The organism is Pseudomonas aphyarum (assembly GCF_028657055.1).
Taxonomy (GTDB): Bacteria; Pseudomonadota; Gammaproteobacteria; order Pseudomonadales; family Pseudomonadaceae; genus Aquipseudomonas; species Aquipseudomonas aphyarum.
Genome location: NZ_JAMDGS010000016.1, coordinates 14,752 through 26,785 on the forward strand (window position 1 = coordinate 14,752; position 12,034 = coordinate 26,785).

General features: G+C 60.0%; 10 protein-coding genes. 8 read left to right on the plus strand and 2 right to left on the minus strand.

From position 1 onward, the window contains the following. Window positions 1–3 precede the first annotated feature (3 nt). Window positions 4–891 (plus strand): 3-hydroxyisobutyrate dehydrogenase, encoded by an 888-nt coding sequence (mmsB, locus tag M5G18_RS24285; RefSeq protein ID WP_273898218.1) that lies wholly within the window; start codon window positions 4–6, stop codon window positions 889–891. A gap of 94 nt (window positions 892–985) precedes the next feature. Here mmsB and M5G18_RS24290 read toward each other — a convergent pair whose 3' ends face one another. Then, window positions 986–1,330: a cupin domain-containing protein gene (locus tag M5G18_RS24290; RefSeq protein WP_007953863.1), complete on the minus strand. Its 345-nt coding sequence runs from the start codon at window positions 1,328–1,330 to the stop codon at window positions 986–988. Between the two features lie 708 nt (window positions 1,331–2,038). Here M5G18_RS24290 and M5G18_RS24295 point away from each other — a divergent pair. The 5 genes from M5G18_RS24295 to rfbA are packed head-to-tail and all read left to right on the plus strand — an operon-like array spanning window position 2,039 to window position 8,417. After that, window positions 2,039–2,869: a DapH/DapD/GlmU-related protein gene (locus tag M5G18_RS24295; RefSeq protein WP_273898219.1), complete on the plus strand. Its 831-nt coding sequence runs from the start codon at window positions 2,039–2,041 to the stop codon at window positions 2,867–2,869. Next, complete coding sequence (locus tag M5G18_RS24300; protein ID WP_007953861.1) at window positions 2,866–4,116, plus strand: glycosyltransferase family 28 protein; 1,251 nt, start codon at window positions 2,866–2,868, stop codon at window positions 4,114–4,116. The genes M5G18_RS24295 and M5G18_RS24300 overlap by 4 nt, the downstream gene beginning before the upstream one ends. A gap of 22 nt (window positions 4,117–4,138) precedes the next feature. After that, on the plus strand, window positions 4,139–6,316 hold the full coding sequence (locus tag M5G18_RS24305) for a prenyltransferase/squalene oxidase repeat-containing protein (RefSeq protein ID WP_273898220.1): 2,178 nt from the start codon (window positions 4,139–4,141) through the stop codon (window positions 6,314–6,316). A 54-nt stretch (window positions 6,317–6,370) separates the two neighbouring features. Further along, entirely contained in the window at window positions 6,371–7,453 is a 1,083-nt protein-coding gene (rfbB, locus tag M5G18_RS24310; RefSeq protein ID WP_273898221.1) for a dTDP-glucose 4,6-dehydratase, read from the plus strand. A 40-nt stretch (window positions 7,454–7,493) separates the two neighbouring features. Continuing rightward, on the plus strand, window positions 7,494–8,417 hold the full coding sequence (gene rfbA / locus M5G18_RS24315) for a glucose-1-phosphate thymidylyltransferase RfbA (protein WP_273898222.1): 924 nt from the start codon (window positions 7,494–7,496) through the stop codon (window positions 8,415–8,417). A 36-nt stretch (window positions 8,418–8,453) separates the two neighbouring features. Here rfbA and M5G18_RS24320 read toward each other — a convergent pair whose 3' ends face one another. Next, window positions 8,454–9,590 (minus strand): LLM class flavin-dependent oxidoreductase, encoded by a 1,137-nt coding sequence (locus M5G18_RS24320; RefSeq protein WP_273898223.1) that lies wholly within the window; start codon window positions 9,588–9,590, stop codon window positions 8,454–8,456. A 26-nt stretch (window positions 9,591–9,616) separates the two neighbouring features. On the opposite strand from M5G18_RS24320, the gene M5G18_RS24325 reads away from it, so the two are divergent. After that, complete coding sequence (locus M5G18_RS24325; protein WP_273898224.1) at window positions 9,617–10,621, plus strand: NAD(P)-dependent oxidoreductase; 1,005 nt, start codon at window positions 9,617–9,619, stop codon at window positions 10,619–10,621. Window positions 10,622–10,851: 230 nt separating this feature from the next. After that, window positions 10,852–12,009, plus strand: coding sequence for an acyl-CoA dehydrogenase family protein (locus M5G18_RS24330; RefSeq protein WP_236191602.1), 1,158 nt, complete (start codon window positions 10,852–10,854; stop codon window positions 12,007–12,009). Window positions 12,010–12,034: the final 25 nt, after the last annotated feature.

Here is a 12,034-nt window from a genome sequence, read left to right on the forward strand (position 1 = left end):
GTCATGAAAATCGCATTTATCGGTCTGGGCAACATGGGCGCGCCGATGGCGCGCAACCTGATCAAGGCCGGGCATTCGCTGAATCTGGTGGACCTGAACAAGACCGTGCTGGCGGAGCTCAAGCAACTGGGCGGCACCATTCGCGCCTCGGCTCGCGAAGCCGCTGAAGATGCAGAACTGGTAATCACCATGCTGCCGGCGGCGGTGCATGTCCGCAGTGTCTGGCTCGGTGAAGACGGCGTACTGGCGGGGATCGGCAAAGGCGTGCCGGCAGTGGATTGCAGCACCATCGATCCGCAGACTGCGCGCGATGTAGCTGCGGCGGCTGCCAAACAAGGCGTAGCCATGGCCGATGCACCGGTGTCCGGTGGTACTGGTGGCGCCACGGCCGGGACGCTGACCTTCATGGTTGGCGCCACCCCGGAACTGTTCGCCACCCTGCAACCGGTGCTGGCGCAGATGGGCCGCAACATCGTGCATTGCGGTGAAGTCGGCACCGGCCAGATCGCCAAGATCTGCAACAACCTGTTGCTCGCCATTTCGATGGTCGGCGTCAGCGAGGCGATGGCGCTGGGCGATGCGCTGGGCATCGACACCTCGGTGCTCGCCGGGATCATCAACAGCTCGACCGGGCGTTGCTGGAGCTCGGAAATGTACAACCCGTGGCCGGGGATCGTCGAAACGGCGCCGGCCTCGCGTGGTTACACCGGTGGCTTTGGCGCCGAGCTGATGCTCAAGGATCTGGGGCTGGCTACCGAAGCGGCGCGTCAGGCCCATCAGCCGGTGGTGCTGGGCGCGGTGGCGCAGCAGTTGTATCAGGCGATGAGTCAGCGCGGGGAAGGGGGCAAGGACTTCTCGGCGATCATCAACAGCTATCGCAAGCCGCAGTAATCGTCGTCAGGCCTGTGCTCGTCGCAGGTCTGCAATTCAGATGCAGTAGGTGTTGCCGGGAAATCACGTCGGGTGGTTTCCCGGCTTTTTTGTATCAGGCGAACACGAAATATTTGCGTACGGTTTCGACCACTTCCCAAGTGCCTTTCATGCCTGGCTCGACCACGAAGATGTCGCCGGCGCGCAGGTGGATCGGCTCCATGCCGTCCGGGGTAATCACGCAGTAGCCTTCCTGGAAATGGCAGTACTCCCACTTCACGTAATCCACTCGCCACTTGCCCGGTGTGCAGATCCAGGTGCCCATGATCTTGCTGCCGTCTTCGCTGGTGTAAGCGTTGAGGTTGACGGTGTGCGGGTCGCCCTCGAGCTTTTCCCATTTGCAGGCGTCGAGTACGGGCAGAGGATGGGTGTCGCGCAAAACGGTGATAGGTGCGGGCATGACGGCTCCAGGCCAGAGGGAGTTAGAGCCGTCACCGTAGCCTTCGCGGGTGCTGTCGGAATGTCTGGGGTCGACCTCCAGATGCCTGTAAGCGCTGACGCAGATCTGCGTAAAAACTGGATTTGCACCATCGCTGTGCATACATGACGGTTTTAATACAAGCATGCACCGTAAAAGTTCAATCAATTTTTAGACTAAAACGAGATAACCATTCTGACACCTATTGCAAAACAAAATCGTCTGTACTATAACATTCGTACTAAAGGACTATTCCTCGGAAGGGAGCTCCAACTGAGTCACGGACAGACTTGAATCGGCTTTTTCTCATCTCGATAACTGACTTGGCCTTCGGCTCAAGTGTGAACTTCTATCTGTTGTTAATGAATAATGACAGTTGAATGAACCGGTCAGTTAATAAGTGGCGCGGACGCAATGTCTCGCGTGCTTTGAGTAAAAGCCTTAAATAAACAGTTAATTATTATTTGTGTACTGGCGGATTTATATCTGCGGGATACGCACGCCTATCGAATTTTTATGTGCCCGGCATCAATGGAATGAGGCTTTATTGTGGACGACATAAACGTAATTGAAGTTTCGACGAATGTTGATAGTGCGAGTGAACTTGGCCGGCACGTCTGGGTGCGTGCCGGCAGTCGCCTGACAAATGTGCAGATCAGTGATGACTGCTTTATCGGCTTCAGGTGCGATTTGCAGCACACGTCCATCGGCAAATCCAGCATGTTCGCCACCGGCGCCCAGTGCCTGGGGACGGCGCAGTCGCCGGTTCGGATTGCCGAAAACGTCTGGCTGGGCGCCAAGGCCACGGTGGCTGCCGGTGTCTCCATCGGTGCCGGGGCCGTGGTGGCAGCGGGTGCGTTGGTGACCGCCGATGTGCCGCCGGACGCAATCGTCGTCGGCCGCCCGGCGCGGGTCATTGCCCACCGCACCGTGGTCGAGGACGGCCGGCCGAGCCCGGAACCGGTGCTGGCCAAAGTCCGGGATCGGGCGCGCCAGGGCTTGCCGTCGATGCTCGATCGGTCCACGCAGTCGGTGTCGCGCCTCAAGGCGTTGAACCCCGACACCGCGACCTGGGACATCAGCGACGAAGCCTTGATCGATGCCGAATTGCGCGGCGGGGCTTCGGTGGAAATTGCCCGGGACTGCATTCTGATCGGGCGCAGCAACCGTCAGGGCGGCATGTCGCAACTGGGCGGTATCGAATTGGGCACCGGCGTGCGACTGGCGGCCGGTGTGGTTATCGAGGCGGCCGGCGGCGTATCCGTCGGTGCTTTCAGCGAGTTGTCCGAGGGGGTCACGATCGTTGCCTCCACCCATGATCATTCATTCCGCTCACTGCCTTGGGAGGAGGCACCGGTGCGCATTGGAAGTCGTTGCGTTATTGGCGAGGGCGCCATCTTGGTAGGTCCACTGAATATTGGTGACGGTGCCGTTATCAAGCCGTACTCGGTGGTTATAAGGGATGTATTGGAAAACACTGTGGTTCATGGCGTTGTTCAACTAATGGAGATTCAAGAATGATTTTATTTGCCCCCAATCCAACCGGTTCCGGTCACAACATGCGCGCGCTGTCCATCGCTCAGGCGATCAAGAAACAGCGCCCGGACATGCCATTGACCGTGGCCCTGGCTTCCTTGCAGCCGACCTTTACGCCGATGTTCGAAAAGTCTGGCGTAGAAGTTGTGGATATTGCCGGTCGTTTGGTCGATTACTCGAAAAAGAGCAACTTGTCGAAAGAACTCGACTGGAATAATTACATCGGCGGATATATCGCCAATACCTTCTTGTCCGGAGAGCGAATTCTGTCTTACCTGGCGCTGATCGCCGAGTACAAGCCCACCGCTCTGGTGTCGGACTACAACATGGCCGCCTGCCTGGCCGCGATTTTCAGCGGTACGCCGCTGGTGTTCGTCACCGAGCGCTACGACTTCACCCTGTGCCAACTCGAAGACCATGATCTGGCCGATGGCGGGTTCGAAGTCAACGCGCTGGAAATGGCCCGGGCCCGCACCGCGCTGCACAGCCAGTTCAACTGGATGATCAATCAGAGCCAACTTGTGCTGACCGATAAACCGTATGTGGCTTCCCTCGATCAGGGCACACCGGTGGCCGAAGCGTTGGTCAGTGGTAAGGCGCATTTCGTCGGCCCGATGATCCGCGACATCAATGTGCAGACCGGCTTGAACGTGCGCGAGCAACTGAACCTCGGCGACTCGCCGTTCATTGTCGCCTCGATCAGTGGCACCACGATGTTTGCCCAGAACAAGGACGCGCTGCTCGCCGCCTATCTGGACAGCTTCAAGATCCTGCGCGAGCGCAATCCGGAACTGAAACTGGTGTTGCTCGGCCGTCAGGATATCCAGGCTCAGGACGGCGTCGTCTGCGTGCCGTACTACCCGGACTGGATGGGCCTGCTACGCGAAGCCAGCCTGCTGATTTCGGCGCCGGGCTGGATCACCGTGACGGAAATCGCCGCACTGCAGATTCCAACGCTGTTCGTGCTGCCGTCCAAGTCCGAGTACCACGAACTCGAGGCGCTGCGCCGTTTGGAGCTGCTGGGTTTCCCGACGCATCTGGGCCACGACCGCGATGCGATCGTCGAGCTGATCCAGGGCGAACTGGAAAAAGACACCGACGCTTCGACCTACTACGCACCGCATCAGCAAGTGGCCGCGCCGGATGGCGAAGGTGCCGCCCGCGCCGCGACGCGCATCATCGAGTTGTGCCAGGGCAGCGTTGTGTCGCTGACCGAAAGCAAAGCCGCTTAACCTCAAGGAAGAGGGATTCACCATGTCACTGCATCCGCAGTTTCTATTTGATCAAGGCCTCAAGGACATCGACCACGGAGGCTTTTTCGCCGTGACCGATGCCAGTGGCGAGGTTGCGATTTCCAGCGACAAGCAGTTGCAGGATCAGGTCGCCGCGACGCTCTACCAAGCCGAGCACGGCGACGATGTCGAACTGCGTTTTGCCCATGACGGGCTGATGCAGTTGCATGATGCGTCGAATGGCGGTTTCCACGAACTGGCTGATCGCTACTGGACGCCGCACGGCTCCGGACGCTGCCGCACGCTGGCGCTGCAACTGGACGCGCTGGCGGCATTGATTGCCTATCAGCGCCGGGTGCCGCAGGACGCGGCGAACAATGCCGCGATCCACGGCCTGCTGGAAAAGGTTGAAGCGATCTACGCTCGGTCCACGGTCGCCGGTCTGTACAGCAGCGACTGGTCGACACCGCTGGAACTGGCGATCTCGATCGATCTCGACATCAGCGCCACGGCCTTGCTGGCGCGTATCGACAATCAGCCGTTGGGTCTCGGGTTGGTCGGGCACTTGCAGATTCATGCAGAGAACCTGATCGGCCGAGTGGCCGGCAGCGACAGCCAATCCTGTGTCGATGTCGCGCTGACCCGTTGCGGCGTGCGTGCTCAGGTCAGCCTGGTGTTGGCGCAACTAGCCGATGTGCGCGATGACAATGCGTTGTCGAATCTGGCCCGTTCATTCCTGCTGCAAACCCTGGCGTTGTTCCGCGATCCGGCGTACGGCGGGTATTGGGACCGGGTCGGGATCAACGGCAAAGTGCGTTGCGACTGGCACACCTCGTACAAGAATCACGAGTCGCCATTCCCGATCAAGGCCGCCTACGACGTGGCGCTGTTGTTGCAGGCGATTCAAGCCTTGCCGTCCGGCGCGAGCGAAGCGGATCGGGCTTCGGTGATGGCGGCGTTGCTGGAATTCCATGACACCAGTAACGGTGGACTGTTCATGGGCAAGGGCTATTTCTGGTCGACCCCGGATGACCCGACCGTGCCGTTCATTCGGCAGTTCTGGGCGCCGCCGCGTCAGCCGGGGATCTTCAGCATTGGCAACCTGACGTACCTGCCGTTGCACCTGAAAAGCCTGAAAACCCAGCTCGCCGCCGCTCACGCTTTGCAGTCCATCGAACCGGCCGCTGCCGTCAATCATCATGACGATGCAGCGTTGGTAAACCGTGAGCTGCAAGTGATCGATGGCGGTGGCGATGTGCAGCGCATACACCCGAATGGCGTGCCGACCATCAATGTTGATCTGCAGCGTTATCTGGCGTGGCTGGCCAAGGCCCGCGCATCGAATGAAACGCCATACGGACTGACTGCCGAAACCGCGCCGCTGGGTTTCCGTGCCGACAAGACCTGGCAGGTGTTCTCCGGATTGCACGTGATCTCGGACCTGCACGCGCTGGGTCTGCAAATCGAAAACAAGGCCAGCCTGATCGATTGCATCCGGGCCTCGCAAAACACCGACGGCGGATTCGCCGAACAACCGGGTCATCTGAGCGATGTGTTCGCCACCTACTGCGCGGTGTTGTCGCTGCGAGTGCTGGGCGCGTTGCCGAACGATATCGGCGGTTGCGTGCGTTACCTGCAAGCGTGTCAGAACCCCGATGGCGGGTTCGGCGATGTGCCGGGTTTCGGCTCGGATATCTGGCACACCAACCTGGCGGTGCTGTCGCTGCATGCCCTTGAAGCCAAGGCGCCGGACGAGCAGGGCGTAATGGCGTTCGCCTTGCGCTGCCGCTCGGCCGACGGCGGTTTCGCCAACAAGCCCGGGTATCCGCCGGACGCGTTTTCGGTGTACCGCGTGCTGTCGACGCTGTTCATTCTCAACCGCCGCATCGTCGATGCCGAACAGACCGTCGCCTGGCTGCAAAAGCTGCAACTGGCCAACGGCTCGTTCCATTACCGGCCGGGCAAAGCGGTCAGCCTGGTGGGCACTTACATGGCCATCGCGGCGATGTTTCTGCTCGACGCCCAGCCGACGTATTTGCAGGAATCGAAAGACTGGATCGCTGCCCATCAGAAGCAGGACGGTGGATTCGGCCCGCTCAACGCGACCTCGGCGACCACCGACGAAAGCTTCGTCTGCATCCAGACGCTGCTGATTCTCGAACAAGGGCTGTCGCAATACTGGGTGGCGTTGTTGAACTGACCCGCACACAGCATCGAAGGACGTTCAATCATCATTTTGCCAGGGGAGGCGCTGATGAAAATTTTAGTGACAGGGGGCGCGGGCTTCATTGGCTCGGCCGTGGTGCGGTTTCTGATTGAAGAGACCGAATGTGAAGTGATCAACGTCGACAAACTGACCTACGCCGGCAACCTTGAATCGCTGGCCGATGTGTCCGATTCGCCGCGTTACCGTTTCTGCCAGGTCGACATCTGCGACAAGCCTGCGCTGGACGAACTGTTCGCACGGTTGCAACCGGATGCGGTGATGCACCTGGCCGCCGAGTCCCACGTGGACCGCTCGATCGATGGCCCGCAAGCCTTCATCGAAACCAACATCGTCGGCACCTACACAATGCTCGAAGCGGCGCGTGGTTACTGGAACCGACTGGACGCGGCGCGTCAGGCGGCGTTCCGTTTCCATCACATTTCCACCGACGAAGTGTACGGCGACCTGGAACCCGAAGATCCGGCGTTCACCGAGCGCACGCCGTATGCGCCAAGCTCGCCGTACTCGGCGACCAAGGCCGGTTCCGATCATCTGGTCCGCGCCTGGCATCGCACCTTTGGCCTGCCGGTGGTGATGAGCAATTGCTCGAACAATTACGGGCCATACCACTTCCCGGAAAAACTGATTCCCCACGTCATTCTCAATGCGCTGCAAGGCAAGCCGTTGCCGGTGTATGGCGATGGCGCGCAGGTTCGCGACTGGCTGTTCGTCGAGGATCACGCCCGCGCCCTGTACGCGGTGGTCACGCGCGGTGAGGTCGGGCAGACCTATAACATCGGCGGCCACAACGAGAAGACCAACCTGGAAGTGGTGCACACCCTGTGCGATCTGCTTGAAGCGCGCGGTGCGGAAAAACCGGCAGGCGTTGCGCACTTCCGCGACCTGATCACCTTCGTCAAGGATCGTCCGGGCCACGACAAACGCTACGCGGTCGATGCCGGAAAAATCCACGCGACGCTGGGCTGGACGCCGCAGGAAACCTTCGAAAGTGGCATGCAGAAAACCGTCGACTGGTATCTGGATAACCGCGCCTGGTGGGTGCGGGTGATGTCCGGCGCCTACGCACTGGAGCGCCTCGGCGAGCAACGCGACGAAGCCCTCGTGGCCTGAACCTAGTCATTCAAATCTCACTGCTTGAAAGGAAAAAAGCATGGCCAAGTACAAAGGAATTCTGCTGGCGGGCGGCGCCGGTTCGCGTTTGCACCCGATCACTCTGGGCGTCTCGAAACAGTCGCTGCCGGTGTATGACAAACCGATGATCTACTACCCGCTGTCGGTGCTGATGCTGGCGGAAATCCGCGAGATCCTGATCATCTCCACGCCGGAAGATCTGCCGGGCTTCCAGCGCATGTTGGGCGACGGCAGCCAATTGGGCCTGAGCCTGAGCTACGCAGTACAACCGAGCCCGGACGGTCTCGCTCAAGCGTTCATCATCGGTCGTGAATTCGTCGGTGAAGACAACGTCTGCCTGGTGCTCGGTGACAACATTTTCTACGGCGCCGGCTTCGGTGAAACCCTGCTGCAAGCGGCGTCTCGCGACGAGGGCGCGACAGTGTTCGGTTACTACGTGGCCGATCCCGAGCGCTTTGGCGTGGTGGAATTCGATGCTGCCGGCAAGGCCCTGAGCATCTGCGAAAAACCGAGCGATCCGAAGTCGAACTACGCGGTCACCGGCCTGTATTTCTACGACAACGAAGTGCTGCAGATTGCCGCCGACATCAAGCCGTCGCCGCGAGGTGAACTGGAGATTACCGACGTCAACAACGTCTACCTGCAACGTGGAAAATTGAACGTGTCGGTGATGGGGCGTGGCATGGCGTGGCTGGATACCGGCACCCACGATGCATTGATGGAAGCGGGCAACTTCGTGCAGGCCATCGAGAAACGCCAGGGCCTGAAAATCGCCTGCCTCGAAGAGATTGCCTACAACAAGGGCTGGATCGACGACGCGCAATTGCTGGTGCACGCGGGCAGCATGAGCAAGACCGGTTACGGTCAGTATCTGGCGCGACTGATCAACGATGACGTGGTGGTTGCGATGGATGCGCAGCGCCTGTTGAAGGGCGCTGCCTGATCAAGTGTGGGAGCGAGCGTGCTCGCTCCCACAGGTTCAGTGGCCGGTCACGCTATCGAGTTGTGTCGCCTTGACCGTGGGGCGTGGATCGGCCGACGGGGTTTGCAAACGGGCCAGGCGATTGGCGTGCGTCGGCGCTTCGGCCGCCAGCGGCGAGCGGCGTTTGCGGGTTTCTTCACGCAGCACCGGCAAGACTTCCTTGCCGAACATGTCGAGTTGTTCCAGCACGGTCTTCAGCGGAATGCCGCCATGGTCGAACAGGAACAGCTGGCGCTGGTAGTCGCCGAAGTACTCGCGGAAGGTCAGGGTCTTGTCGATGATTTCCTGAGGGCTGCCGACGGCCAGCGGGGTCATTTCCATGAACTCTTCCAGAGACGGGCCATGGCCGTACACCGGGGCGTTGTCGAAGTAGGGACGGAATTCCCGACGCGCATCCTGCGAGTTGCGACGCATGAAAATATGCCCGCCGAGACCGACGATCGCCTGCTCCGGCGTGCCGTGACCGTAATGGGCAAACCGCGCGCGGTAGAACTCGACCAGCGCCATGAAGTGCTCACGGGGCCAGAGGATGTGGCTGGCGAAAAAACCGTCGCCGTAATACGCCGCCTGCTCGGCGATTTCCGGGGTGCGGATCGAGCCGTGCCAGACGAAGGGCGGCAGGTCATCGAGGGGCCTCGGGATCGAGGTGAAGTTTTTCAGCGGGGTGCGAAAGCGTCCGCTCCAGTTGAGGTCTTCTTCGCGCCAGAGACGGTGCAGCAGGCGATAGTTTTCCATCGCCAGTGGCAGACCGTCGGCGATGCTTTTGCCGAACCAGGGATAGACCGGTGCAGTGTTGCCCCGGCCGAGCATCAGGTCCATGCGGCCGCCGCAGAGGTTTTGCAGCAGCGAATATTCTTCGGCCAGACGCACCGGATCGTTGGTGCTGATCAGGGTGGTGGACGTCGAGAGAATGATGCGTTGGGTCTTGGCTGCGATGTAGGCCAGCAGCGTGGTGGGAGAGGAGGTGATGAACGGGGGATTGTGGTGCTCGCCGGTGGCGAACACGTCCAGTCCGATGTCTTCAGCCTTCTGCGCAATTTGCAGGGTGGCCTGGATGCGCTCGGATTCGCTGGGGGTACGGGCGTTGGTAGGGTCTTGTGTGACGTCGCCAACGGTGTAGATCCCGAATTGCATAAAGCCTCCTTGCCTTGGGTAAAGGTGTGTTTGAAACCCTTGCCGCGAAGAATGAATCATCGCGGCACTTGAAATGTACGCCTGTACACGTACAATCGCAAACATGGGTCATTGCACAAACGGATTTGAAGACCTCATCGAGAGAGGAACGCGACATGGAACTGGGATTTATCGGTCTGGGCACGATGGGCGCACCGATGGTGCTGAACCTGCTGAAAGCCGGGCATCGGGTCCGCGTGTGGAATCGTTCGTCGGCGCCGCTGGAAGCACTGGCCGCGGCCGGCGCCGAACCTGTCGAGACACCGGCACTGGCGGCGCAGGCCGAGGTGCTGATTTCGATGCTCGGCGATGACACGGCGATCCGCTCGGTGTTCTTCGACGCCAAGGCGCTGGACGGTCTGCGGGCCGGCAGCGTTCACGTCAACATGTCCACGGTATCGGTGGCGCTGGCCAAAGAACTGGCGGCCGAGCATGAAGCGCGCGGTGTCGGTTACGTGTCGGCACCGGTGCTGGGGCGGGTCGATGTGGCGGCTGCCGGCAATCTGAACATTCTCGCCTCCGGGCCCGCCGAAGCACTGGCCCGGGTGCAGCCGCTGTTCGATGTGCTGGGGCGCAAGACCTGGACGTTCGGTGACACAGCTGAAGTGGCTTGCGCCGCGAAACTGTCGGCCAATCTAATGATCGCTTCGGCAATCGAATCCATGGCCGAAGCCTCGACCCTGGCCGGCGGTTACGGCATCAGTCGCGAGGCGTTCATCGAAATGATCACTTCGACCCTGTTCGCCGTGCCGGTCTATCAGGGCTACGGCAAGCTGATGGTCGATGAAAAATTCGAGCCGGCCGGTTTCAAATTGTCGCTGGGTCTCAAGGACGTACGGCTGGCGCTGGAAGCCGGTGAAGCGGCGCAGGTGCCGCTGCCGTTTGCCAGCGTGTTGAAGGACAACTTGCTGGACGGCATGGCCCATGGTCAGGCTGATCAGGACTGGGCATCACTGTCGCGGGTCAGTGACCGGCGTGCCGGCGTGAAGTAATCAAAAGATTCAAGCAACGTAACTTGTTCGCAAGTTACGTTGGCCTCTTGCGCCTTGCGTAATTGTCGGACAGTGATTGCTCTTTTATTGGGAAATGAAAGAAGTCTGATAATAGTGCTTGTCAAATGCACGACTGTAGACGTACATTTTAATCGGGGTTTAACAACAATAAAAAGTTCTGTCTGTTTTTTCGTCTGCTGATCGTAAATAAATAATAGCTAGGAGCCGTTATGAAAAATCTAATGCAATGGAACAGCCTTCCCTCCGAATCCAATGAATGGCTCGAGAAGGTGCGTGCACTGAATCCGCTGATTATTCAGCACCGCGATTACAGCGAGCAGACAAATGCGACGCACAAGGATGTGATGTCCCGATTCTTCAAGGAGGGTTTTGGCCGCACCTCGGTGTCCAAGGCGTTCGGCGGGTCCCAGGTCGATATCCAGACCACCTCGGCCCTGCTGCTGGAATTCGCCCGGTTTGACGCCTCGCTGTCCTGGCAGCTGGCGGTGCAAGTGGCGATGGGGCGCCTGTCGGATTACCTGCCGGAAGCCACCTCCGAAGCGATCTACAACCACTGCGACGGTTTCGTGATCGGCGCCATCCACTCCGGCGGCGAAGCGCTGCCGATGGGCGACGAGTACCTGCTGAGCGGCAAATGGGCGTTCGCCAGTGGCTCGGCCCACGCCGACTGGCTGGTCTGCACCGCCACCGTCAAAGGCACCGAAAACAACACCACCCCGGAAGTGCGGATGTTCTTCGTGCCCGCCAGCCAGTGCACTATCCTGCCGACTTGGGACACCCTGGGCATGCGCGGCACCGGCAGCCATCACTTCCAGTGCTCCAGCGTGATCGTCCACAAGTCCTTCTCGCTGGACGTCGAAACCCTCAAGCAATCCCCCGAAGCGCGCAGTTCCCGGGCCTACGCCACCGGCTACTACGAGTTCGGCACCCTGGCGGCGATGTCCACCGTGCTGGGCGTGGCCCGGGCTGCGGTCGATCATTTCCGCAATGACCGCGCCGTGAACACCGATCCGGGTCTGGAAGGGGTGATCTTCGAGAAGACCGGTCGCGCCATCTCCTCGGTACACACCGCGCAATTGCTGCTTGAAGATGCCATCCATCAGGTGATCAACCGCGGTGAAACCATCGGTGAACCGGTCAGCGCCCGCGTCGGTCTGGCAGCGTCGGTGTTGACTGAAAACTCGGTCAACGCCGTCAACCAGATCTACTCGATGGCCGGTTCCAAAGCTGTCTACAAGTCGCACTTCCTGGAGCGCTGCTTCCGCGATATCCACACCGGTTCGAAGCACTTCACCCTGTCGCCTTTGAACTTGCACGGTATCGGTAAGTATTACCTGGATAAAACCAACGTACTGGCCGCCGCGTAACAGCGGATAAATAAAGCGGGCGCGT

What these genes read in the sequence shown, in the direction of transcription:
- rfbB (WP_273898221.1), top strand. Translation starts at nt 6,371, where the DNA reads ATGAAAATTTTAGTGACAGGGGGCGCGGGCTTCATTGGCTCGGCCGTG.
- mmsB (WP_273898218.1), top strand. Translation starts at nt 4, where the DNA reads ATGAAAATCGCATTTATCGGTCTGGGCAACATGGGCGCGCCGATGGCG.
- M5G18_RS24320 (WP_273898223.1), bottom strand. Translation starts at nt 9,590, where the DNA reads ATGCAATTCGGGATCTACACCGTTGGCGACGTCACACAAGACCCTACC.
- M5G18_RS24330 (WP_236191602.1), top strand. Translation starts at nt 10,852, where the DNA reads ATGAAAAATCTAATGCAATGGAACAGCCTTCCCTCCGAATCCAATGAA.
- M5G18_RS24305 (WP_273898220.1), top strand. Translation starts at nt 4,139, where the DNA reads ATGTCACTGCATCCGCAGTTTCTATTTGATCAAGGCCTCAAGGACATC.
- M5G18_RS24300 (WP_007953861.1), top strand. Translation starts at nt 2,866, where the DNA reads ATGATTTTATTTGCCCCCAATCCAACCGGTTCCGGTCACAACATGCGC.
- M5G18_RS24290 (WP_007953863.1), bottom strand. Translation starts at nt 1,330, where the DNA reads ATGCCCGCACCTATCACCGTTTTGCGCGACACCCATCCTCTGCCCGTA.
- rfbA (WP_273898222.1), top strand. Translation starts at nt 7,494, where the DNA reads ATGGCCAAGTACAAAGGAATTCTGCTGGCGGGCGGCGCCGGTTCGCGT.